This is a genomic window from Sorangium sp. So ce1153, from assembly GCF_051521595.1.
In the GTDB taxonomy this organism is placed as follows: domain Bacteria; phylum Myxococcota_A; class Polyangia; order Polyangiales; family Polyangiaceae; genus Sorangium.
Genome location: NZ_CP150361.1, coordinates 3404166 through 3426433 on the forward strand (window position 1 = coordinate 3404166; position 22268 = coordinate 3426433).

The 22268-nt window shown below is 70.9% G+C and carries 20 protein-coding genes; 3 read left to right on the plus strand and 17 right to left on the minus strand.

What is annotated here, in order from left to right; translation table 11 throughout:
• The first annotated feature begins 22 nt into the window (after positions 1 to 22).
• The gene (locus WME85_RS12125) at positions 23 to 640 is read left to right on the plus strand and encodes a helix-turn-helix domain-containing protein (protein WP_437837831.1); all 618 of its coding nucleotides are present in this window, start codon (positions 23 to 25) and stop codon (positions 638 to 640) included.
• A gap of 246 nt (positions 641 to 886) precedes the next feature.
• Here WME85_RS12125 and WME85_RS12130 read toward each other — a convergent pair whose 3' ends face one another.
• From WME85_RS12130 to WME85_RS12175, 10 genes are all read right to left on the minus strand, one after another.
• Complete coding sequence (locus WME85_RS12130) at positions 887 to 2017, minus strand: substrate-binding domain-containing protein (protein ID WP_437837833.1); 1131 nt, start codon at positions 2015 to 2017, stop codon at positions 887 to 889.
• A 76-nt stretch (positions 2018 to 2093) separates the two neighbouring features.
• Complete coding sequence (locus WME85_RS12135) at positions 2094 to 3464, minus strand: ABC transporter substrate-binding protein (RefSeq protein ID WP_437837835.1); 1371 nt, start codon at positions 3462 to 3464, stop codon at positions 2094 to 2096.
• A gap of 593 nt (positions 3465 to 4057) precedes the next feature.
• Positions 4058 to 4978, minus strand: a complete 921-nt coding sequence (locus WME85_RS12140; protein ID WP_437837837.1) for an HTTM domain-containing protein — start codon at positions 4976 to 4978, stop codon at positions 4058 to 4060.
• On the minus strand, positions 4975 to 5475 hold the full coding sequence (locus WME85_RS12145) for a hypothetical protein (protein WP_437837838.1): 501 nt from the start codon (positions 5473 to 5475) through the stop codon (positions 4975 to 4977). The genes WME85_RS12140 and WME85_RS12145 overlap by 4 nt, the downstream gene beginning before the upstream one ends.
• Positions 5472 to 8042 carry a hypothetical protein gene (locus tag WME85_RS12150; RefSeq protein ID WP_437837840.1) on the minus strand — a complete coding sequence of 857 codons (2571 nt, stop codon included), beginning with the start codon at positions 8040 to 8042 and terminating at the stop codon, positions 5472 to 5474. The genes WME85_RS12145 and WME85_RS12150 overlap by 4 nt, the downstream gene beginning before the upstream one ends.
• A gap of 147 nt (positions 8043 to 8189) precedes the next feature.
• Positions 8190 to 8453: an MbtH family protein gene (locus WME85_RS12155; RefSeq protein WP_437837841.1), complete on the minus strand. Its 264-nt coding sequence runs from the start codon at positions 8451 to 8453 to the stop codon at positions 8190 to 8192.
• Positions 8454 to 8724: 271 nt separating this feature from the next.
• Entirely contained in the window at positions 8725 to 10242 is a 1518-nt protein-coding gene (locus WME85_RS12160; protein WP_437837843.1) for a hypothetical protein, read from the minus strand.
• 182 nt (positions 10243 to 10424) lie between these two features.
• Positions 10425 to 10886, minus strand: a complete 462-nt coding sequence (locus WME85_RS12165) for a macro domain-containing protein (protein ID WP_437837845.1) — start codon at positions 10884 to 10886, stop codon at positions 10425 to 10427.
• Positions 10887 to 11083: 197 nt separating this feature from the next.
• A complete protein-coding gene (locus tag WME85_RS12170; RefSeq protein WP_437837847.1) occupies positions 11084 to 11968 on the minus strand; it encodes a hypothetical protein in 885 nt (294 codons plus the stop codon).
• A 16-nt stretch (positions 11969 to 11984) separates the two neighbouring features.
• Positions 11985 to 12500 (minus strand): hypothetical protein, encoded by a 516-nt coding sequence (locus WME85_RS12175; RefSeq protein WP_437837849.1) that lies wholly within the window; start codon positions 12498 to 12500, stop codon positions 11985 to 11987.
• A gap of 315 nt (positions 12501 to 12815) precedes the next feature.
• Between WME85_RS12175 and WME85_RS12180 the strand changes: the two genes are divergently transcribed.
• Entirely contained in the window at positions 12816 to 14159 is a 1344-nt protein-coding gene (locus tag WME85_RS12180; protein ID WP_437837851.1) for a hypothetical protein, read from the plus strand.
• 129 nt (positions 14160 to 14288) lie between these two features.
• Here the strand turns inward: WME85_RS12180 and mnhG are convergent, their stop codons facing one another.
• From mnhG to WME85_RS12215, 7 genes are read right to left on the minus strand one after another with little or no spacing between them, the layout of a single operon-like run.
• Positions 14289 to 14864, minus strand: coding sequence for a monovalent cation/H(+) antiporter subunit G (gene mnhG / locus WME85_RS12185; RefSeq protein WP_437837853.1), 576 nt, complete (start codon positions 14862 to 14864; stop codon positions 14289 to 14291).
• Positions 14861 to 15127 (minus strand): monovalent cation/H+ antiporter complex subunit F, encoded by a 267-nt coding sequence (locus WME85_RS12190; protein WP_437837855.1) that lies wholly within the window; start codon positions 15125 to 15127, stop codon positions 14861 to 14863. Before WME85_RS12190 ends, mnhG begins: the two co-directional genes overlap by 4 nt.
• A complete protein-coding gene (locus tag WME85_RS12195; RefSeq protein ID WP_437837857.1) occupies positions 15124 to 15597 on the minus strand; it encodes a Na+/H+ antiporter subunit E in 474 nt (157 codons plus the stop codon). Before WME85_RS12195 ends, WME85_RS12190 begins: the two co-directional genes overlap by 4 nt.
• Positions 15594 to 17105 carry a proton-conducting transporter transmembrane domain-containing protein gene (locus WME85_RS12200; RefSeq protein ID WP_437837858.1) on the minus strand — a complete coding sequence of 504 codons (1512 nt, stop codon included), beginning with the start codon at positions 17103 to 17105 and terminating at the stop codon, positions 15594 to 15596. The genes WME85_RS12195 and WME85_RS12200 overlap by 4 nt, the downstream gene beginning before the upstream one ends.
• On the minus strand, positions 17102 to 17449 hold the full coding sequence (locus WME85_RS12205; RefSeq protein WP_437837860.1) for a Na+/H+ antiporter subunit C: 348 nt from the start codon (positions 17447 to 17449) through the stop codon (positions 17102 to 17104). The genes WME85_RS12200 and WME85_RS12205 overlap by 4 nt, the downstream gene beginning before the upstream one ends.
• Complete coding sequence (locus tag WME85_RS12210) at positions 17446 to 17865, minus strand: Na+/H+ antiporter subunit B (protein ID WP_437837862.1); 420 nt, start codon at positions 17863 to 17865, stop codon at positions 17446 to 17448. The genes WME85_RS12205 and WME85_RS12210 overlap by 4 nt, the downstream gene beginning before the upstream one ends.
• A gap of 3 nt (positions 17866 to 17868) precedes the next feature.
• Positions 17869 to 20157, minus strand: a complete 2289-nt coding sequence (locus WME85_RS12215) for a putative monovalent cation/H+ antiporter subunit A (protein ID WP_437837864.1) — start codon at positions 20155 to 20157, stop codon at positions 17869 to 17871.
• A 304-nt stretch (positions 20158 to 20461) separates the two neighbouring features.
• Here WME85_RS12215 and WME85_RS12220 point away from each other — a divergent pair, with 304 nt between their 5' ends.
• Entirely contained in the window at positions 20462 to 22240 is a 1779-nt protein-coding gene (locus WME85_RS12220; RefSeq protein ID WP_437837866.1) for a hypothetical protein, read from the plus strand.
• Positions 22241 to 22268: the final 28 nt, after the last annotated feature.

Genomic DNA, 22268 nt, shown 5'->3' on the forward strand with positions numbered 1-22268 from the left:
TGGCAGGACGGTCTGCCTTCGGATGAGTCAGGCCGGTCTGCCGGTAAATCACGAGGGGCCCGGGCTCTCGCTCGTTTACGGGTGGTCGAGCGAGGAGCGCCGCGCCCAAGGGCTCGCGGCTTCGATCCAGGGCGTCGAACTCCGCACTGACGCGGGCAAGGTCCTCGCGTTCGACTACTGCCCGTTCTGCGGCGTGGGGATCGGGGGGAGCGCGACGAGCGTCCGAGCTACCGTGACGCGACGCGCTGCGTCAGAGAGCGCTCACGCCGAGGTGCCGCCGGTGGGGGTCGAGCGCGGACAGCGGGGCGTGCGTCCGATGGAGGTTGTGCCGCCTCGCCCTCCGAGCGCACCGGCGCGCGAGCAAGCTTCGAGCGCACCGGCGCGCGAGCAAGCTCCGAGCGCACCGGCGCGCGAGCAAGCGGCGACGGGCTCGACGTCGCTGAAGGTGCTTCGTGAAAAGCTCGGACTCTCGCAGGCCGAGCTCGGCGGAAAGCTCGGCCTCGCGCGCAGCTCGATCGCCAACTACGAGAACGGACGGTCACCTCTGTCGCAACGGCTCCGCAAGTGGATCGCAAAGCACGAAGCGAAGCTCACCGAAGGGGGAAACGGCGCAGCCCGCCGCGGGAGAGCGGCCGCGTAGCAGGTCACCGGGTCCAGACGCGCTCTGCCGCGCCTCCGGGGAGCGGCGAGCCGACCCACGTTTGACGTGTCACCGCGACGCGCTCCGAGGCTTCACACCCGGAGCTCGAGTGGATGCTCGGGACGACATCGTTGACATGCATCGGGACGGCGCTGCGTTGCCTTTGGCCGGACCCCAGGTCCTCGGGTACTCGGGCTTCGAGTACCCGCTCTCGCCGCGCGAGGCCTTCCTCGCGCCACGGCACCGCTACTGAGCCACGCCGATCGAGTCGAGGAAGGTGTTGTACTCGTCGACCTTGTTGTGCATGACCACGTCGAGGCCGACGTTGAGCCGGCTCTCGTCGACCATCCGAGGGGCGAGGATGGCCTTGGTCGCGTCGAGGCCGATGATCTTGATGCCGTAGAGGATGTAGGGCACGAGGTACCCCGCGTAATACTGCCGCTGGGTGTGGGTCGCCTTGATGAGCCCCTGGCGCATGTACTCGACGGTCTTCGGTTCGAAGTCGAAGGCGACGACGGGCAGCTCCGTCGCGCCCGCGGCCTCCGTGGCCATCGCGCACCGGTACGAGACGCTGTGCAGGCCGAGCAGCCCCACGACGGGCGGGTCCGCGGTCTCGATCTGGGCTTTCATCGCCTCGACGTCGGCGACCTCCCCCGGCGGGGACCAGGTGATCGCACGCACCACGACCGTGTAACCAGCGTCCTCGAGGACGCCCCGAGCCCCCAGCATTCGATTCATCCCGTCGACCCAGGCCGGGTCGTCGGCGCCGTGGATCACCACCGTGCCCGGCGCCGGGGGCAGCAACGCGAGCAGGGTGTTTCCTGCCGTGACGCCGGCCGACTCGCTGATGGTCCCGACATAGATCGAGCGCTTCGACCCCTTCGCATCGGTGTCGAGCGTCACCACAGGAACCCCGTCGGCGACGGCCGTGTCGATGCCGGCCGCGATGGCGTCGCCGAAGGGCGAGACACCGATCCCTTCGGCGCCCTCCGCCACCGCCTGTCCAATCTGCTCGCCCTGCGCCTCCGCCCTCTGCTGCTGATCGCTCCCCTGTCCGCTGGGCCCGACGACGTTCCCCGTGACCCCGAGCTCGCCCATGGCTCGGTTCGCCCCCGTGGTGATCGGCGTGAAGAACCCGCCGAGATCCTTCAGCAGGATCGCCATCTGCATGGGCTCGACGCCGCCCTCGTTGACCTCGGCGACGAGCGCGTCGAGCGTCGCCTCGATCTCCTTCGCGGTGAACTCGCTCCTGGGCGTCGGCGCGCGCTGGATGCGCGTGACTTGCTCGCCCTCGCCGGCGCTGTCGCCCGATCCGCATGCCGCCGTCATCAGCGCGAGCCCGAAGGCCGCCGCCCAGCGTCGTCCCATCCTGTTCATGAATAACCCCCTCATGCTCCGTGGTTCGTCCTGTCGTACGCAGCACCCTTGCGTGAAGCTCTGTAGCGCGGCGGGCTCAGCGCCCGCCGAAGCAGCTGACGGCGACCGGGGCGAGATCGACCAAGGCGTCGCCGTCGACGGTCCACAGCTGCATGAAGTAATGCCTGTTCGCCCCGTAGTCATCAAACTGGTACTCGGCGGCCGCGCCGACGTAGCGGAGAGGTATCCCCGCGCGAAGCTTGGTCAGGGCCGCCGGGAGGTCGCGCCACGAGGCCGCCTCGTGAGCCGGGTCGTTGAGCTCGCGGATGATCGCGTGCAGCTCGTGTCCGGAGGTCGGGATCACCCCGCTCTTCGCCTGGGCGTACGCGAGGCCCATCGCGATGAGGACGACCCCGTCGTAATAGAAGTGCGCCGCGGGCAGCGGCGCCTCGCCGTCCCAGAAGCTGGAGAAGCGCTCGATGAAGGCGGCGGCGTTCCCGGACGTGCAGTCGACCGCCTGCGGGCCCTCGGTCGTCGTGCGGCACTCGCTCCGCAGGCTGAGCGACGGCGAGACCCCGACGTACCCGTCGAGGGCGCCTGTCGGGATGTTGGCGAGGAGCACCTCGGTGCGCAGCGCAGGGCCGAGGAACCAGGTGCCCGGGCGCCCGGAGACGGCCCATTCGGTCACGATGGTCGAGCCGGCGGTGGGATACGAGGCCAGGAGCGTCCGGCCGGCGCTGGCGCCGAAGGCGGACTCGATATCGCTCACATACGTGTGCTGGCCCGACGCGAACGTCACCGAGGGGAGGATCCTCCCCCCGAGCGCCGCGAAGTGCGTCGTGAACTCGCTGCTGACGGTGGTGTTGTAGTCGTCCCGCGAGGCCAGGGTGTTCACTGTATCGATGCCCTCGTCGAAGGCGATGCGCGCCAGCGTGCAACCGACGTCGAACGAGGAGGGGGCGAGCCGCATCCAGCCTCCCGTCGCCTCGCTGCGCGCGACGGCGGGCGCGGCGTAGCCCGGCAGCATGTGGAACACGTCGAGCGCCTTGACCTCCCGCGCGATCTCGCGGGCGAGCCTGTTCTCTTCCGGCCCGATCAGGTAGCGGACCTGATCCGTGAAGAGCAGCTCGAGCAGCCCCTCCAGCCCGCGCTCCGAGCTGGAGTGGCTGTCTCGGGTCCGGAGGTGGAACGGCCTCCCGTCGAGCCCCCCCGCGGCGTTCAGATCCTGGACCGCGAGCAACATCGCCTGCTCGAGGTTGCGGCCGATGGCCGACTCGCTGCCGGAGAAGGGCAGGAGCGTCCCGAGGACGATCGCATTCTCCGGGTGATGTGGTTCTTCCGGCGCGCACGAGGCGGAGAAGAGGGACGCGAGCCCCACGACCAGCCCGGTCTCCAGCCAGCGCACGCGCCGCCGGCGAGGCGCGGAGCACACGCCCGCTCGACGGATGTGATGCGGCTCGGCAAGCATCCGAAGGTACATTCTCCCCCGCGGGATACGCCATCACATCCAGTTTCGTTCTGTCAAGCACACCGGAGCGCAAGCGACGAGTCCTGGAGCGGAGATTACATGGGCCAATGTCGGTTCTCGTGCATCGCGGTGTTTGTCCGTGGATCGCGGCTGTCAGGCCGAGAGGTGAGCGCATGCGCGAGGACGGAGGGGCCCCTGAGCGCGACCACGGAGAGGAGCGCTGCGTCGGGCAGGCGAGGCGAGCACCAGATACGGAAGCGGAACGCGTGAGGTTCTTTATGTCGACAAGCGCGTGCAGCGTGGTCGTGCGGTGGGACCGGTGATGCCGCGAGCCCTTCACCGCGGGCGACGCGGCGGCGCAGGACGCCCGGTTGGGCCGCACCGGAGCCGCCCTCGGCGCCGAAACGGGCGGAAGCGAAGGACAGCGCTTCGCGCGATCGGCGCCCGTCGGCGCGCGAGCGGCCTCGTCCAGCCGCGTCAGGCTACGATTCGTAACACATCGGCGATATGGCGCCGCGATCGGTAACCGAAGGACGGTGTACCAGTTCGGCTGAAGACCGCTCCAGAAGTAGGCCCAGCGCGGCGCGGGCGCCTCAGGCAGGCCCAGCGCGGCGCGGTCGCCTCAGATCGCGCATCTTCTCCAGCTCGAAGAACCCCGCGAACGCGATGCCGAGCAGCGGGTAGGGGAACAGGATCGCCATCGTCAGCAGCACGCCGAGGTGAAAGAGCCAGGCGGCGCTGCAGAAGACGACGGCGACGCGCCGGCTGAACAGGGCGAGCGGCGCGCCGAGCTCCATGGCCAGGCTGGCGAGCGCGAGCGGCGGGAACAGGAAGCGATAGCGGACGAGCGCGCCGCCGAGCGGGGAGTGCGTGTCGCCGAGCGCGATCTTGCGCACGTTGTCGTAAGCGACGTAGTTGCGGAGGATGTCGCTCATCACCCAGTCGAGGCCGCTGTTCCGGAGCTTGGTGATCCCGGCGATGAAATACGAGGTCACCGTGATCGCGCAGAGCAGCCGTAGCGGCCAGCCGTAGCGGCCGTCCGGCGCCGGCGGCGTCGACTGGGCGCCCGCGGCGCGCGCGCGCCGCGCGTCGAGCGAGTACGCGTCGGCCGCGGCGCCGAGGCTGAGCGCGATGACGTGGAGCACGAGGAGGTTCTCGGTGTGGAACACCATGCCCCAGGAGTTGCGGTAGCTCAGCACCCAGAGCAGGAGCGCGCCGAAGAGCGGCCCGGCGACGCGGAACCGGTAGCCGGCCACGAAGGCCGCGCCGGCCGCGATCGCAGCGCCGAGCAGACCGCGCACCGCCCAGAGGGGGAGCGGCGCGGAGAGCACCGAGACAACGCCGACCGGCCTGAAGCTCTCCAGGGGCAGGTGGCCCACCCGCTGGAGGTGCACCGCGCGGACGCAGAGATAGACGAGCGCGAAGCCGCCGACCAGGAGGCGCACGATCGCGAGCCGCTCGGCGGGCGCCTCGGCGAAGAAGGCGCGGTCGAGGCGATCGAGGAGCCGCCTCATCGCGCGCCCACCTTGCAGGTCGCGTGGAGCTTCGAGTCGATCGGGGCCTCCTGCCCCTCGAAGAACGCCACCGCGTCGAACGTGTCGGTCCGGATCTCCACCGAGACGAGATCCGCCTGGCCGGACTGCTCGGCGACGCGCGCGGCGATGCCGCGGCAGAGCGCGCGCGTCGCGCGGGCGCCCTGCCGGATGCTCTGCGCCAGCGTGGCCTTGGCCTGCAGCACCTCCTCGCTGCCGACGAGCCGCGGCGGGATCGGCCGCCGGCCACCCCGGGAGTCCACGCCGACGGCGCGCTCCACCGTGGTGCGGGCGTCGTGGCGACCCCACGAGAACATCGGATAGGTCGACAGCGGGAAGCTGTCCACGGGAGGACGGCGGAACAGCGGCGCGAGCATCAGGAGCAAGAGCGCCGCGGTCACGCCGTACGCGTAGGCCCTGCGGTCGGCCCAGCGAGCGCCCGCGCCCTGGCCCGGGCCGCCCTCCGCGCCCGCGCTCACAGCGGCCCCGCCAGCGGGGCGCTCCGCCCCGGCAGGAGCCCCAGCTCCCTGCCCCCGTGGCCGAGCGCGGCCCAGGCGTGCTGCACGTAGTCGATGCGGATGCGGGGCGACGCCATGCTCTCGCTGAAGCCGCCCTCGATGACCACGTCGCGGCTGCACGCGAAGCAGGTCGCGGGCGACCACTGCTGCCGCACGAGGAACCCGAGCACCCGCTCCATCAGCGCTCGATCCCGCGCGAGATCCTCGCCGCGCGCCGCCTTGACCGCCATCGCCGCGGCCAGCGCCTCGCCGAACCCCGCCGTCGCCGTGTTGTGCGGCGGCAGCACGTTGCCGAACCCGTAGCCGCCCACGAGATCGGGCGCCACGTCGCTCTCGTCGTCGAGCACGAGCCGCGACTTGAACGCGACGTAGTCGAGGCAGAACCGCTCGTAGTCGTCGCGGCGGTGGCGGCCGAGCGCCGCGCGCGCCGCGAGGCAGTGCCAGTTCTCCTCCATGTACACGAAATCACTGGCGAAATGGTCCCAGTAGCGGTTCGCGTAGTAGTCCATGGCCCGGTCGGCGGCGGCGCGCACCTCGGCCGCGGGCGGGAGCTCGGGGAGCGGCTCGCGGGCGGCGAGCTCCTCGAGCAGGGCCAGCGCGAGCACCGACTGGCCTCCCTCGTAGAGCTGCGTCGGGCCGAGGACGGGCGCGACGCGCGCGAGGTCGAGCTGCGGCGCGAAGCCGCCGTCGTCCCGCTGCGTCGCGAGGACCATGCGGGCGAGCCGGCCGATGAGGGCGTCGTGCGCGCCGGGCGCGCCGCTGACGACGTCGCGCGCGTCGCGGACGGCGTCGCGGCACGAGAGGAACGCGACGAGGCTCAGCGCCGTGGGGTTGAGGTTCGCGACCATCCCGCGGCTGTCCGCGGGGTAGAAGAGCGCGCCGACAGCGTCGCCCGCGCCGGCCCGGCGTTCGAGCTTCGCGAGCATCCCGAGCGAGCGCTGCACCGCCGTCCTGAGCTCCGCCGGCGCCGGCGCGCCCTCGGCGCCGGCGCCGAGCTCGCACAGCGCGAGCGTGGTGCCGGCCTGCCGCGCGATCGAGAACCCGTCGAACGAGGCGCGCCCGGTGAACGGATCGACGATGTAGCGGAACATGCCGTCCTTCCGCTGCGCGCCGAGGATGTAGCGCTGCGCCGCGGCCGCCGCCTGCCGGGCGGTCGCCTCGGTGAGCTGGACCCCGGGCTCGCCGATCCGGGACAGCAGGTGGAGCGCGCCCGCGCGATCGACGGCGTAGCTCAGCGTCTCGATCCGGAGGAGGCCGCTCCGCAGCGCGGCGTCGTCGGCGCGCGCGACGGCGGGGCCGTCGGGGCCGCCGGCGCCGGGCGGCGCGGGCTCGCCGAGGGCGCGGCGCAGGACCGCGAGGTCCACGCCGAAGCGGAAGTCGGGGACGCCGGCGAGCGGGGCGTTCGTGCTGAACGCGTCGAGCGCGATGAGCTGCCACGGCATGAGGCAGCGCCCGGCGAGGCAGATGCCGTCGAGCCCTGGGCGCAGCGAGAGGCCGGCGAGGCCAGGACCGGGGGAGCCGAGCGGCTGCACGGCCGAGACGACGTCGATCTTGAGGGGGCCGGCGAGCGCGCCGGCGAGCGCGCCGGCGAGCGCGTCGGCGAGCGCCGCGGCGGCGTCCTCGCCGGGCGCGGGCTGGAGGCAGCGGGTGGTGGCGTCGGCGCGCTGGGGCTCGCGCGCCTTGGCGAGGTGCGCGAGGTGCGCGAGGTGGGTGACGACGAGGGTGGGTCGACCGGGCTCGGGGGGCGCGGCGCACGCGGCCGGCGCCGTGGTCATGAGCGACGGCGCCCTGGCCGGCGCCGCGGGGAGGTCGTCAAAGCCCGAGAGCGCCTCGCGCAGCGCGGCCCCGGTGCCGGACGGGGCGCCGCCGGGCACCGGGAGGACATCGGCCTTGGCGGTCCGGTGGCGTAAGAGCAGCGCGAGCGCGGCGAGAACCGCCACGGAGGCGATCGCGGCGACGGCGGCGCGCGGGGAAGAGCGCCGCCGGAGGGCAGGGAGGCCGCCGGTCGAGGCGACGCCCCAGCAAGCGAAGGGCAGGGTGAGGAGCGCGACGACCGCCCAGACCGCGAGGAGCGCGGCCGCGATGCCGGTGCCGAGGCCGCGGTTGAGCGAGGCGACGTAGACGGCCGACGAGAGGAGGCCGTAGCTCAGGAGGGCGAGGTAGCCGAGCGAGACGAACGACGCGACCCGGAACGCGCGCGGCGCGAGCGGGTGGGGGAGGAGCGAGAGCGCGGCGGTCGCGGCGTGGAGCAGCGCGAGCGCGGCGGTGACCACGGCGAAGAGCGTCCACGACCGGAAGGGGAGGACGAGCGCGGCCCAGGCGAAGACGGGGGCGTGGAGGGCGCTGAGCAGGCCGACGGCCCAGCGGCGAGGCGGTGAGGGCGGGGAGGCGGCGCCGCGAGCGGGGCTGGCTTCGGGGCTGCGGTGCGCGGGGGCTTCCGCCGGCAGCGGGGCCGCTGGCGGGGCTGGCGGGGCGCTGTCCTGGAGCGGCTCCGAGGGCGCGGTGGGGTCGGTGTCGGGCGCCTGCATGGTGCGGGACGCTTATCACGAGGTCCGGCCCGCCGTGACTCGGATCCACGGGACCGCGCTCAGCACCGGCTCGCACCGCAACTGCCAGCAGAGATGACGAATTCATCCTCCGGGGCGCCGCTCCTGTCATCAGGAGCGACACGGGTGTCACGGATGCACGTCACGCGTCATGCAGTTTGTCATTCCTCGAGCAACCGCGCTTCGCGCCGCCGAGGCGCACCCCTCCACCGGGGCGCGCAGGCGCTCCCATGCCTGCTCGATATAAGCGAGGCACTCGATGATGGAGCCCTGCTTGCCGGCCTCCCGCGACCCGCGCGGGATCGCGCGCTCGACAGGGCAGACGGTGTACTGCTGCTCGTGATCGACGATGACGCGATAGGTGGCTGCGTCCTGTCGCTCTGCCTGGCTCATCTTCACCTCCCCGGGTCGGCCCGATTGCGCTGCGGGGTCGCACCATAACCTCGGCCCCCGCGCCGTCGAGCCGGAATCTCCGGGCGCGCATCGCAGGATCACGCCGTCTCCGGCCGAGACGGCGTCATGCCGGGATCGATGGCCATGTCACGACATCGCGCCAGCGAACCGACGGCCCGTGGGGCCGCTCCCGCGTCGATCGACGACTGGCGGGGAAGCCGACGCCGGGCTCCCGGCGGCAGACCCGGAGCCCGGCGTTCGTGGGGACCGCTCAGCGCGCGGCGGCCGGGACCTTCACGCCTTCCGGCAAGCCGCCCCAGCCCGCCACCTCGGTCTTGATGCCGCGGGCGCGCATCTGCTCCTCGGCGCGGAGCATGGGATTGTAGTTCTGGAGGTTCCGCTCGCCGTTCGGCGCGCCCGCCTTGAACCACAGCTTGCGGGTGAGCGAGCCGTACATCAGCGGCAGGTAGGGCAAGAACTCGCTCGAGCCCTCGGTGGAGCGATGCGACACGAACGCGGAGAAGCCACAGGCCTTGATGTTGTCGAGCGCCTCCCCCAGGCTCTTGACGCCCACCTTCTGACACTCTTCGAGGATCCAGGAGAGGTCGCCGCGCGCGGTCAGGAACTCTTCGACCTGCTTCGCGTCGGCCAGCCCGAGCACGACCTCGATGGCGAGGCGCGTCTCGGTGAAGGTGCCGGCCTGGTTGAGCTTGATCAGCACGCTGTTGCCGGCGCGCTCCTCGCGCTTCTTGCCGCAGAGGTAGGGAATGATGAAGCGCAGCTGCGTGACCACCAGATCGTCGAGCACGATCTGCACGCGATCGCCGAAGCGGGCGTTCATCAGCTTGTGGGCGGCCACGTCGTGCTCGGAGCCGGGGTCTTCCATGGTGGCGAAGTTGTCGGCGCTGTTCACGACCGTACCGTCGAACTCGACGAGCTCCTCGCGCGTCTTCTTGCCGGTGCCGGAGAAGCGCATGTCGTACATGCCCTGGGCGATCAGCTCCTCTCCCTTCTGCACCTCGCTGAAGGCGTTGTCGGTGCCGATCGCGTACTCGGCGAGCCCGAGCCCGAGCTGGCCCGCGCACTCCTTGATCCGGCTCAGCCCCTCGAAGTTGTCCTTCACCGGGAACACGAAGCCACGCTCCTTGGCCGTGCCGGTCGGGAGCCCGTCGCGCACCAGGTTCTTCTCGAACTGCCGGAAGAACTTGGTGCCGGTGTCGAAGACCTCCTTGAGCGAGCCGGCCTTCATGGCGAAGAAGAACATCTCCTGGATGTCCTGCTTGGTGCCGGGCACGTGCTCGCCGCCGCACACCATGTTGAAGGCGATGTTGGGGAAGTAGAACGTCCGGAGCTGGTCCGTGGTGAAGATCTCCCAGGCCTCGTAGCCGCTCGCCTTCAGCAACGTCTGGAAGAAGGCCGTGGACGCGGCCAGGCACGCGTTCCCGCCCCACACCTTCTTGTTGTGGCCGGCGCGCTTGACCAGCTCCAGGTCGAACGCCGCGGCGGCGTCCAGCAGATCCCTGGGGCTCTTGATCACCACCTTCTTCGGGAGCAGCGGCGCGATGTTCTTCTCGATGGACTCGATCGCCTTGTCGTTCGGGATGTACACCGCCTCGTTTTCACCGTCCGACGTCCCCTTGGGGATGCCGTTGCGCTCGGTGATGGTCCACGTCTCCTCCCCGCGCGTGACCTTCGCCGTGACTTCACCCTCGATGGTGAAGTTGGCGTACGAGGAGAGGATCTCTCGTCCCTTGAGCGTGAAGCCCGTGACCGTCGTCTCTTTGATCATGGCGCGCACCATAGCAGCATTGCGGCAGTTTTTCGCGGCCAGCGTGCCACGGGACCGCGAAGCGCGCGCGGCGGAGGCGTCCGCCGCGCCGCGAGGGTCGGCGAGGCACACGACCCCTCGGCGTGGATCGCGGAGCGCGATGCACGGAGGCGACGACCTGGAGGCCGGCTCCGACGCTGGCGTCAGGCGCCCGGGGCGCGCACGAACTGCTCGTAGACCACGAGCGTGACCGGCTTGTCGTTGGCGACCTTCACCAGGATGCTCTTGACGCGCAGCCATTCGAGGCCGTCCTTGCCGGCGCCCACGCGCGGGACGCCGATCCGCTCGATCCCCGCCCCGGCGGCGTGCGTCACCATCGCGGCGAGGGAGCGCTCGAGCGCGGCGAGCGTGGGCCTCTTCGTCGCGCTCTCCTGGATCGCGAGGCTGTACACCGTGTCGCCGCCCTCGCTCCAGACGAAGGCCTCCCCGAGCTGGAGCTTCCGCTCGGCGCGCCGCTGCTCGAACGCCGGGAGCAGGCCCGGCCAGCGCTTCTTGAACGCGACGGAGATGCCCGTGTCCATCTCGCCCGCGCAGCTCACGCCGTGCGCGTACGCGTGAAGGTCCGGGGTGTTGAGGAGATCGCCCTTGGTGAAGATCGTCGGCACGCGGGGCACCCTAGCACTGCCGCGGTCCGCTTCGTGAGATGCCGACGGGCCCGCGGACGCCATGGCGAGGAGCCGCCCGTGCCCCCGCCACCTCGAGCGCGCCGTTCCGGCCCGTCCGGCACGTCCGCAACGGCGCCCCCCGGACGCGCCGGTCGTTCTCGCTCCGGCGCGCCGGGTCCGTCCGCGCCGCGTCGCGCTCAGATCTCGGAGTAGGCGCGGGAGATGACCCGCCGGGCCACCGACTGGATGCCGGTGTGCTCGTAGTAGCTGGTCATCACGTCGAGCGCCGCGGCCACCACGTCGAGCTTGTCGTCCGAGAAGGCGATGTGCTCGCGCACCTTGTCGAGGACGCCGGCCTGCGTGATGCCCTTCTCCTGCACCAGCTGGGTGACCTTGCCGCCGGCCTGCTCGAGGTTCTTCTGGATGAGGGCCTTGTGCTCCTCGGGGCCGCCTCCGGGCAGGAACCTGGCCACGGCCTTGTAGAGCTTGCTCTCGGTGAGCGCCGAGCCGGAGACGGCGGCGGTGATCTTCTCCAGGAAGTTCGGCCCCAGCGGCAACACGCAGTCGATGGCCGCGAAGGCCGCCAGGCGCATGACGTCACTCTTGCCGTAGCTGCCGATGGCCCTGGCGAAGTCGGCCACCCCGTCGCCGGGGATGCCGTTCACGAACACGAACGAGGCCAGCTCGCACGCGAATTTGACGCCCGCGTCCACGGCCTGCGCCGCCTCCGGCTGCGGGGTGATGGCCTTCAGGAAGCCGAGATCGAGCTTCTGGCCGATGAGGTTCACCGCCGAGGCGGCGGCGATGGTCTTGTCCAGGCTGTCCACCATCTGGAAGCACCAGACCGCCTTCTGGTAGCCGTTCGACGCGTCGGTGTAGAGCTGGATGGCGCGCTGGCCGACCTGCTGGACGAGGCCCTGGTCGCTCTCGCCCGTCTCGTCGGCGATGAGCTCGTCGAAGTTGGTGATGTTCTTCCACTGGCCGGGGGCGATCCAGTCCAGGGCGTGGAGCACGGCGCCGGTGACGCTGGTGCCGGGCAGGTCGTTGACCAGCTTGAAGATGGGGTCGTCGCTGTCGCTCATGGGCTCTCTCCGGTGGCTACTTGGTGGGGGGATTGAAGGAACGCAGCCCGCCGAGATCGAACTTCTCGAGCAGGGCCTTGCGAGCGGCGTGATCCATGGCCTGCGACGAGACCTTGATCTGCCAGCGGTTGGCGACGAGCGCCGTCGTCTGGTTCTTGCCCACCGTGGTCAGCGGGTCGCTGCCCAGCTTCTCGGTGGCGTCGGCGAACTTCTTGCGAGCGTCCTCGTTCTGGACGAGGTCGCTGATCGAGAGCGTGGCCTCGGCGCCCTCCTTGGCGTACTTGGCCTGCACGAAGCCGTCCTTCTCCTGCTCGAAGGTGCGCTTCAGCCCATCGACGCCGTCGGCCGGGAAGAAGGCGTTCAGCTTGCCGCCCTCGACCGCCCTGGGCGCGTCACCTTTGGCCTTCTCCTCGGCGCGCTGTTCGGCGGCCTCCTGCGCCCCTTCCCAGCGCTCGTTCTTGTTCTTGCAGCCGGTCGCTCCCGAGAGCATCCCGGCGAGACAGAGCGCTCCGAGCCATCGCCATCCGAGCATCTTCGCTTCTCCTTCGCGCCTGCGAGCGCGCCGGGACGATAGCGCGCCCGGCCCGCGGCGCCTGCGCTGCATGGCGTGCGCGGTGACGATGGCGGATCCGGGGTGTCCTGGACGGGCCCCGGGCGGACGGCCCTTGCGACGTTGGCGCTGCGCTCCGGGGCGCCATCCCTTCCTTGGGATCGCGCGCTCGGCATTCCGGAGCTTCCAGCGGGAACCCAAGCCGCGCGAGGGCCTCCCGCTGTCGCGTACGCCTGACGTTGCTTCGGGGTATGCTGCCGCGGCCAGGCGCCGTAGCTCGCGCGCAAAGGAAACCCCATGAGAATCGGCGTCGCTGCCACCCTCCTTGTCTCTTCATCCTTCCTCGCAGCCTGCTCCGACGGCGGCTCTTCGGCCGGAGACGGCGGGACCGGCGGAACGGCCGAATCCGGCGGCGCCGCGGGGACGGGCGCCGCCGGCACGACTGGGACGGGCGGCCCGGCGGGCGCGGGCGGCACGGACCCGGGCGAGCCGATCGATCTTTGCGCGGGTCTCGTGCAGGACAAGGAAGCGCGCCCGATGACAGAGCTCGCCAAGCCGGCGCTCGGCGAGGCCGTCACCGACGCCGAGTTCGGCACCACGATCCGCCGGATCACGGCGGTCGCGCCGGACGGCGGGAACGCCCCGGTCATCAAGCCGATGTACTCGACCATCTCGGCGTGGAACGCGGACGAGTCGAGGCTCATCCTCTTCTCGGTCGCAGCCGGCGAGCACCAGCTCTACGACGGCAAGACGTACCGGCTCATCAAGGCGCTCGACATCTCGCCGGCGGACATCGAGCAGGTGTACTGGCACACGTCTGATCCCGACGTCCTGTTCTACGTTGACGGCAAGGACTTCATCCGTCACCACGTCAGCGCCGGGACGAAGGAGGTCGTGACGACGTTTGACTTCTGCTCGGGCGGTGCGAGCGCGGGCAGCGACCCGCTGTTCATGTCGTGGGACTCGAACCGCATCGGCCTCAGGTGCGACGAACAGGTGTTCATCTATGATATCGCCCAGAATACAGTGCTCGCGAGGAAGGAGCTCGACGAGAACCCCGCCCAGGTCGCGCCGAGCGGGACGCTCGCGTTCCTGAGCGACAGCGGCGGCGTGACCGATCCGCGGCTGAACGTGGTGCGTACCCTGGACCTGCTGGAGCCGTACGGCCACGCGTCGCTGAGCATGGTGAACGGCCACGACACCTGGAACGGGGCTGTCTACGATCCCGGTCCCGGCGGCAACGCCGACATCGGGCTCCTCGTGACATGGGATCTTGCGGAGGGCACCTCGAAGGTGATCATCGGGCCGGAGACGGGGTGGCCCTATCCACCGACAGGTCACATCTCGGGGATGGCGTACAAGCAGCCGGGATGGGTGCTCGTGTCGTCGATCGGCGATGCGTCGGGCGCAGGGGTGCTCGACATGGAGAATTTGATCGCCGACACGAGCACGGGCAAGGTCTGCCGGATTGGTCGCCACCGGAGCTGGGGCAAGGAGAACACCAACCTCGGTGAGCCGTACTGGGCCGAGCCGCACACCGTGCCCAGCCCCAGCGGCACGCGCGCCGTGTTCGGGAGCGACTGGGGCAACGGTGATACCGTCGACACCTACGTGATCGAGCTACCCAGCTACAAGCCGTGATGACGGGTACACGAGCGTCACGAGCTCAGATCGCGCCGAGCGTCGCCTTGAGTTGCTCGAATTGCGCAGGACGCCGCTCAACCCGCCGGCGCGTGCCCGCGCCTCCCGCCGGCGCGGCGCCGCGCGTCGCTAGGCATCGAAGATTTCGCGCACGCGGCCGAGCTCTGACGGCTCCACGAGCACTTCGAGCCTGTCGCCGACCTCGAGGATCGTCTGGCCCCGGGGCACGACGGTCCCGCCCTCCCGGTGAATGGCGCGGATGAGCGCGCCTCCAGGCAGGCCGAGCTCGGCGATACGCTTGCCGACGACGGCGGCCCCGGGCACAAGCTCGAACGTGCGGGTCCTCGGCTCTGCGCCGGCGAGGGTGTGGGTCGTCGGATCGTAATGCCCCGCGAGCTCGTTCACCACGGTCTCGGGCGAGAGGGGCGTGTTGGTCGTGTAACCGGCGCGAGCGAGCAAGTGCGTCGCCACGGGCATCGTCAGCACCACGAAGGCGATGATGACGAGGGCCCGGGTGGTGACGGCCGGGTCGTCGAAATGAAGGGCGGAAGCCAAGAGGATGCACATCATCCCGAACACCGAGGCCTTCGATGTCACCTGGAGACGCGTGAACAGGTCCGGCATGCGCAGGATGCCCACGGCCGCGAGCAGCATGAAGACGCACCCGATCACGAGGAGCGCGCCCTCGACGATATCGAGGATCACGACGTCTCCCCCTGGCGCTCGAGGTAATACGCGAACGCGATGGTGCCGAGGAAGAAGATGAGCGACAACACCATCACCGCGTCGAGGAGGACGCCATGGTCGGTGACCATCGCGTAGAGGGCGATACCCCCGCCGCCGACCGTCGCCATGAGGTCCATGGCGACCACGCGGTCGGGGAGGCTCGGCCCGACCAGGAGGCGGATGAACGCGACGACGAACGCCACCGTGACGACGGCGATCGCGACGAGCAAGAGCGGGGTCACCGGAAGAGCTCCTTCACGCGGCGCTCGAGGTCGTTCTTGATGGTCGCGCGCAGCGCGTCCGCGCTCTCCACGAACATCGCGTGGACGAAGAGGACCGTGCGGTCGCTCGAGACGTCGAGGCCAAAGGTGCCAGGCGTCAGGGCGAGGAGGAACGTCAGCACGGTGATCTCGAGATCGGTCGTCAGATCCAGGGGGACCGCGACGATGCCGGGACGGCTCTTTCGCCTGATCGACATGACGTCGCGGGCGACCCTGAGGTTCGCCCGCACCATCTCTTTCATGTAGAAGAGCATGAACGACAGCACCCCTGGCAGCTTCTCGAAATAGGTCGTGGGGCCGATCAGGCCCCGGAGCCCGAGGAGCAAGAGGTACCCGAGGAGGAAGCCGAACACGAGGCCCCCCGCGGTGACACGGCCGGTCAGGCTCACCCAGACGATCGCGAGGAACAGGTTGAGGACGAGGGCTCTCACGGGCGACCGTCCCCCAGCACGGTGCGCACGTATTGGGTCGGATCGGCGAGCTGCGCGGCGGCCCGCCGGACGACGTCGAGGAGCGGCTCGGGCGCAATCCCGACCGTGAAGCCCAGCGCGGTCAAGAAGACGACAGGCGCGTACCGGAGCGCGCGACGCCGCGTCCCGCTCTCGCGCGGGGCGAGGTCGGCGTCGACGGGCGCGGGCTTCCAGAAGGCCTCGTTCCATATCTTCGTCATCGAGATGAGGGTGACGAGGCCGACGGCGAGGCTCGTGGCGACGACGGCCGCGGCCCCTCGCGAGCCGACCTCGAGCCCCGACCGCACCAGAATGAGCTTGGCCCAGAACCCCGACAAGGGCGGCACGCCGGCCAGGGAGAGGGCCGTGACGAGGAAGCAGGCGGAGAGCCCAGGGCTCCGCGCGAGGAGCCCGCCCTGAAGGTCCAGGCGGACGTCTTTCCCGCCGGATTGCATGATCCCGCTGATGAGGAAGAGGTTCGACTTGATGATGGCGTGGTGCAAGACGAAGAAGATCGCCCCCGAGAGGGACGACAACGTGAACAGGCCGAGGCCCATGACCATGTAGCCGACCTGGCTCACGCTGTGAAACGCGAGGATCCGCCGGACCTCCCGGTGGGACACCGCGCCGAGCACGCCGACGGCCATGGTGAAGGCGGCGATCCCGAGGAGGAGCGCGTGGGTGGCTTCCGCGTCGCCCACGAAGACGAGGGTGAAGATACGCACGAGGGCGTAGACGCCCACCTTCGTCAAGAGCCCCGCGAACAGCGCGGTGACCGTCACGGGCGGCGTGTGGTACGAGTCCGGCAACCAGAAGAAGAAGGGGAAGACAGCGGCCTTGATGCCGAACGCGACGAGGAAGATCATCGCGAGGGTGAACCGGATCGGCGGCGCGAGGCCCGGCAGCTTGAGGGAGAGGTCGGCCATGTTGAGGGCGTGCACGGAGCCGTAAAGGATGCCGAGGCCGGTGAGGAAGAGGGCGCTCGAGATCAGGTTCATCGCAACGTACTTGATCGCGCCCTGCATCTGCGGCCGCTCGTTGCCGAGCACCAGGAGCACGAAGGACGCGATCAGCGTCACCTCGAACCAGACGTACAGATTGAAGAGGTCGCCGGTGACGAAGACCCCGTTCGTCCCCATGAGGAGCACGTGCATGAGCAGGTAGAACCCGTGCGCCCGCCGTTCCCGGTCGATGTCCGCCAGGGAGTAGATCGACGTGACGACCGCGATGACGCCCGAGAGCAGGACCATCAGCGCCGAGAAGAGGTCGACGACGAAGGTGATGCCGTACGGCGCGGGCCAGCCTCCGAGCTGGGTCGATTGAATGCCTCCCCGGTGCACGGCGCGGAGCAAGGCGACACCGACGGCGAGCTGAAGGACGCTCCCGACGAGGCCGAGCGCGCGCTGCCTGCCCGCGCGCCGGAAGGAGAGGAGCGAGAGGGCCGCGGTGGTCAGGGGGACGAGGACGGGTAGGACGAGGAGCACCTTCATGGGCGGGTCGATTCGAGAGAGTCGAACTCGTCGCTGCCGATGGCCCGATGAACGCGATGAAGGAGGACGACGGCGAACGCGACGACCGCGAAGCTGATGACGATCGCCGTCAAGATCAGCGCCTGGGCCAGGGGATCGGCCGGCGGCGCGTGGAAGGCCCCTCCTTCCTTGGGGATCAGCGGGGGACGGCCGCGGACGACGCCGCACGCCGTGAGGATGAGGAGGTTCGTCCCGTGCCCGAGCAGCACGAGGCCGAAGGCGAGCTTCACGATGCTGCGCCGGAGCATGAGAAACAGCCCCGACGCATAGAGCCCGCCGACGACGATCGCGAGGAGGACCGTCATGAATTCATCTCCGCGACCATGAGGAGGATCATGAGCACCATGCCCATCACGGCGGCATACACGCCGACGTCGAACAGCACCGGCGTCCCCACCGCGACGTCGCCGAGCCCTGGCACCGGGACGGTGGCCCAGGCGCCTTGCAGGAAGGAACCGCCGGCCACGAGCCCGATGACGCCCGAAAGCAGGATCGTCGAGAGCCCGAGCCCCATGAGCGTCTGGGGCGAGACGCGGAGCAGCCGCCGCGTCGAGGGGGCGTCGTACGCGAGGACGTGGAGCGAGAACGCCGATGCGATGATGAGCCCGCCGGCGAACCCGCCCCCGGGCTCGTCGTGACCGCGGAGGAGCGCGTAAATCGAGACGATGATCAGGAGCACCATCAAGACCGGCGCGGCGGTACGCAGGATCAAGGAGGGCATGGCTCAGGCTCCCTTCCGTGTACGGGTCGCGAGCAGCGCATAGACCCCGATCCCGGCCACGCAGAGGACCGTGGACTCCCCCAGCGTATCCATCGCCCGGAAATCCACGAGGATCACGTTGACGATGTCCCGCCCGTGGGCCTCGGCGTATCCCTTGTCCACGAAGAACTCGCTCAGGATCGGCTCCGGGGAGAGCGTCGACGACATGAGGATCAACAGGGTCACGGTGGCCCCGAAGATCACGGAGACGATCGCGTCCGGGATCCACACGCGCGCGGGGGATCGGGACACGAAGCGCGGCAGGTGGTGCAGGGCGAGGACGAAGATGACGACCGTCAGCACCTCGACCATGATCTGCGTCAGCGCGAGATCGAGCGCGCTGAAGATCACGTAGACGAGCATGACGCAGATGCCGATCGCGCCGAGCGCGGCGACGACGGCGAGGCGCGACTGCGTGCGCGTCGCCATGGCCGCGGACGCGAGGATCACGCCCGCGAGCACGAGCTCCGGGAGCTCGACGGTGAGCGACGGGATCGTGAAAGGGAGGCTCCGGAGCAGAGGCGTGCCGACGAGCACGACCGTCGTCACGACCGTGACGAGCAGATACCGGCGCAAGTGCCCTGTCTGGATCCGCCTGGTCAGCCACTCCGCGAACCGGAGGAGCCCCGCGAAGGCAGCGTCGTACACGCGCGCAGGGCCCCAGGCTCCGAGTCGCGCGGCGGCGTCGAGGAGGCGCCCTGCGCGGCCGGAGAGGACGCGGAAGAGCCCGAGGCCGGCGAGGAGGGTCGCGACGCTGAGCCCGAGCACGGGGGTCAGGCCGTGCCACAGGTGCAATTCGAGCGGCGCGGGCCAGCCGAGGATCGCGGTCGCCGCCGCGCCCGGGAGGTCGCCGAGGAGTCGCGGCGCCACCCCGAAGACGAGGCTCGCCGCCGCGAGCGTGGCCGGGCCGAGCCACAGGGACAGCGGCGCTTCGTGGGGGAGCGCGGGCGCCGCCGGGGGACCCCCGAAGAAGGGACGATGGGCGACGAGCAAGCTCACCACGACCAGGAGGGCGCTCGACAGGACCGCGGCCCCGGCGAGGATCGCCGCCATCGAGGGCGGCGCGAGGACGGCCTCGTAGAAGAGCTCTTTCGACAGGAAACCGAGGAGGGGCGGCGCCCCCGCGCTCGAGATCGCCGCCAGCACGGCCGCCGTCGCGGTGATCGGCATCCGCCGCGCGAGGCCCCGCAAGCGGGTGACGTCGCGAGTTCCGGTCTCGTGGTCCAGCGTCCCCGCGGTCATGAAGAGCGCGCCCTTGTACAGCGAATGCGCAACCAGATAGACCACCGCCGCGGAGACGGCCGCCCGGGTCCCGATGCCGAGGAGCATCGTGAGGAGGCCGAGCACGCTCACGGTCGAGTAGGCGAGGATCCGCTTGAGATCCCTCTGCGTGACCGCGAGCACCGCGCCCGCCACCATCGTGGCGGCGCCGAAGCCCGTCACGACGAGGTACCATTCGCGCGTCGCGCCCAGCGTGGGATGCAGGCGCGCGAGGAGATAGACGCCGGCCTTCACCATCGTGGCCGAGTGCAGGTAGGCGCTGACCGGCGTGGGCGCCTCCATCGCCCGAGGGAGCCAGAAATGAAAGGGCACCTGCGCCGATTTCGTGAAAGCTCCCGCGAGGACGAGGAGCAGGATCGGCAGGTAGAGCGGGCTATCGCGGACGACGCCCCCCGAGAACCGCGAGATCTGCGTCTGTCCGGTGACCACGACGAGGAGGACGAGGCCCGCGAGCATGGCGAGCCCGCCGCCGCCCGTCACGAGGAGCGCCGTCAAGGCGGCTTTGCGCGCCTCCGGCCGCTCGTGGTCCCACCCGATGAGGAGATACGAGCTCACGCTCGTGAGCTCCCAGCACACGAAGAGGAAGATGACGTCGTCGGCGAGCACGAGGCCCGCCATGGATCCCGTGAACAGGAGCAGATAGGCGTAGAACCGCCCGAGCCGCGGGTGCGAGCGCAGGTATTCGCTCGCATACACGAAGATCAGCGCCCCGATGCCGCAGATGAGCCCGAGGAACACGAGCGAGAGCCCGTCCAGCCTCACCGCGAGCTCCACGCCGAGCGACGGGATCCACGGCAGCGACGCTTGATGAGCCTCCCCCTCGGCGAAGCGCCTCGGCACGAGCTGCATCGCGAGCGCGAGCACGCCGAGCGGGAGCGCCGCGAGGAGCCAGCCGGCCGGGCGCCCGAGCCCGCGATAGAGGGCCGGCGCCAGCAGCGCTCCGACGAACACGCTCAGGACACCCCACAGCATCGCAGCAGGTTCCTTTTCGATGCCGTCGAGGGCCCGGGGCTCTTGAAAATACGGCCTGTCGAGCGAGCTCGACGCACCGCGAGCGCGACCGGGCGAGCGCGCCTTGCCGAACGGCCCGCCTCATGGGGTGGTGGCCCAATTTGCCTCGGAGTGATTCACATGAAGGCGGGAAGGCAGGAAGATTATTGATCTTTTCTTCCCGCCTCCCCGCCTTCATGTTCCAATCCGGCCACCACCCCTCATGGCGGCCGCGCGCTGATGGCGCTGCCGCGATGCGCGGCGGGCGCGGAGCATCGGATGCGGCATGGATGCGCAGCGCGTACAGGCGAGGCCCGCCGCCCGCCGCCCGCTCGCGGCGCTGCTCCTCGCAGCGCCGCTCCTCTGGACGAGCTGCGGCCGGCCGCCTGCTCGGGGGCCCGCGGCGGGCCGTGTGGAGCCGCGCGTGCGGGCGGTCCTGGAGGCGCACGCCGCCGCGCGCCCGGCGCCGCCGGCCGAGGGATCGGTCCCGCTGCTGCTCGTCGCCGACGCCGCGCCGAGCGCGCCGGCGAAGCGCCCGCCCGGGGCGGCGCTGCCGGCGCAAGCCGACGTATCGGCGGGCGCGCCGTTCGCGCCGGGCGCGCTGCGCGACGTCCGCCTCCTCCGCCTGCGCGACGGGCGCGGCGCCCCGATCCCGCTGCGCGCGAGGCCGCTCGCGGTCTGGCCCCTGGACGGCTCGATCCGCAGCGCGCTCGTCGCGTTCCGCGCCGCGCTCGCGCCGGGCGAGCGGGCGATCTACACGCTGGAGTACGGCGCGCCTCCGCGCCCCGCAAAGAGCGCTCCGCCCGGCGAGGACCCGGCGGGCGCGCCGCGGTCCCGCGCTCCGGCGGGCTCCCCCGGGCAGCGGGCGGGCGCGGCGGTCGCCCCGGCCGCGGTGCTCGACGAGGCGCTCCTTCCCAACCCCGACGGCCCGATCGCCGCCGTGCTGCCGCCGTCGTGGTACGCGGCCAGCGAGGTGTGCGGGCCGCAGCTGCCCGCGATGGACGACCGCCGCTTCCCCGGGTTCGAGAGCGGCATCGAGCGCGGGCTCGACCGCATGACGCCCGCGTACGACTCGTACGGCGTCAGCTGCTCCGGACCGCACCGCACGTACTACGACGGCCCGCACGCGCTCTACCAGCGCTTCCTGCGGAACGGCGACGCCTCACGCTACCGGCGCGCGCGCGCCGAGGCCGTCTGGTACCGGCAGCACGAGCTCAGGTTCTCGCCCGACCGCCGGCTCGCGGTCCACGTGTGCGCGACGGAGGACTGGACGCCGGCGAAGCCCCTCGCATGGGAGGTCCTCCGGCGCACGCTCGGCCAGGGGATGCTCGACGACTACCTGCTCACCGGCGATCCGGCGGCGAAGGAGGCGGTGCTCGCGACGGGCGAGGCGCTCCGGCAGAACCTCGCCGCGCTGACGGGCGGCAAGGAGGACGTGCTGCGCGTGACCGAGCGCAACATGGCCTGGGCGATGATGACCCTGTCGAGCTACTACGCGCTCGACCCGCGGCCGGAGCTCCTCGCGGCGGTGCGCGGGCTCGCCGACCGCGCCGTGGCGTGGCAGCAGCAGGGCGCGTCGGGCGCGTTCGAGCACGATATCCACCGCGCCGACCCGTCGGAGTGCGAGCGCGGCCCGCGGGGCGGCTCGCCGTTCATGACCGCGCTGCTCGTCGACGCGCTCATGGATTACCGCGCGCTCACCGGCGACCCGCGGGTGCGCGAGGTGGTCGCGCGCGCGGCGGGCTGGCTGGAGGAGCGCGCGCTCACCTCGGACCGGCGCGCCTTCCGCTACCTGTGGGGCTGCGAGACGGACGCGTACGACGACAGCGGGACCGCCGACCTCAACCTGCTGATCGTGCCCGTGTTCGGCGCGGCCTACGCGCTGACGCGCGATCCGCGGTGGATCGCCGTGGGAGACGCGCTGGCCGACGTCGGCGTGAAGGAGATGCGGGTGAAGCAGCCCAAGCAGTGGAACCAGGCGATGCGCGGGTTCGGGCGCTACCTCGGGTACCGGGCGGCCCTCGCCGGCCCGGCGATGGCGGCGCAGCTGTCCGCCGGGCGCTGACTTGTCTCGATGGTCGATGTGGATGCAG

Coding starts and splice junctions, on each gene's coding strand:
- WME85_RS12155 (WP_437837841.1), bottom strand. CDS start 8,453: ATGAGCCAGGCAGAGCGACAGGACGCAGCCACCTATCGCGTCATCGTC.
- WME85_RS12220 (WP_437837866.1), top strand. CDS start 20,462: ATGGATGCGCAGCGCGTACAGGCGAGGCCCGCCGCCCGCCGCCCGCTC.
- WME85_RS12215 (WP_437837864.1), bottom strand. CDS start 20,157: ATGCTGTGGGGTGTCCTGAGCGTGTTCGTCGGAGCGCTGCTGGCGCCG.
- WME85_RS12135 (WP_437837835.1), bottom strand. CDS start 3,464: ATGCTTGCCGAGCCGCATCACATCCGTCGAGCGGGCGTGTGCTCCGCG.
- WME85_RS12130 (WP_437837833.1), bottom strand. CDS start 2,017: ATGAACAGGATGGGACGACGCTGGGCGGCGGCCTTCGGGCTCGCGCTG.
- WME85_RS12200 (WP_437837858.1), bottom strand. CDS start 17,105: ATGAAGGTGCTCCTCGTCCTACCCGTCCTCGTCCCCCTGACCACCGCG.
- WME85_RS12210 (WP_437837862.1), bottom strand. CDS start 17,865: ATGCCCTCCTTGATCCTGCGTACCGCCGCGCCGGTCTTGATGGTGCTC.
- WME85_RS12160 (WP_437837843.1), bottom strand. CDS start 10,242: ATGATCAAAGAGACGACGGTCACGGGCTTCACGCTCAAGGGACGAGAG.
- WME85_RS12150 (WP_437837840.1), bottom strand. CDS start 8,042: ATGCAGGCGCCCGACACCGACCCCACCGCGCCCTCGGAGCCGCTCCAG.
- WME85_RS12175 (WP_437837849.1), bottom strand. CDS start 12,500: ATGCTCGGATGGCGATGGCTCGGAGCGCTCTGTCTCGCCGGGATGCTC.
- WME85_RS12140 (WP_437837837.1), bottom strand. CDS start 4,978: ATGAGGCGGCTCCTCGATCGCCTCGACCGCGCCTTCTTCGCCGAGGCG.
- WME85_RS12180 (WP_437837851.1), top strand. CDS start 12,816: ATGAGAATCGGCGTCGCTGCCACCCTCCTTGTCTCTTCATCCTTCCTC.
- WME85_RS12205 (WP_437837860.1), bottom strand. CDS start 17,449: ATGACGGTCCTCCTCGCGATCGTCGTCGGCGGGCTCTATGCGTCGGGG.
- WME85_RS12125 (WP_437837831.1), top strand. CDS start 23: ATGAGTCAGGCCGGTCTGCCGGTAAATCACGAGGGGCCCGGGCTCTCG.
- WME85_RS12170 (WP_437837847.1), bottom strand. CDS start 11,968: ATGAGCGACAGCGACGACCCCATCTTCAAGCTGGTCAACGACCTGCCC.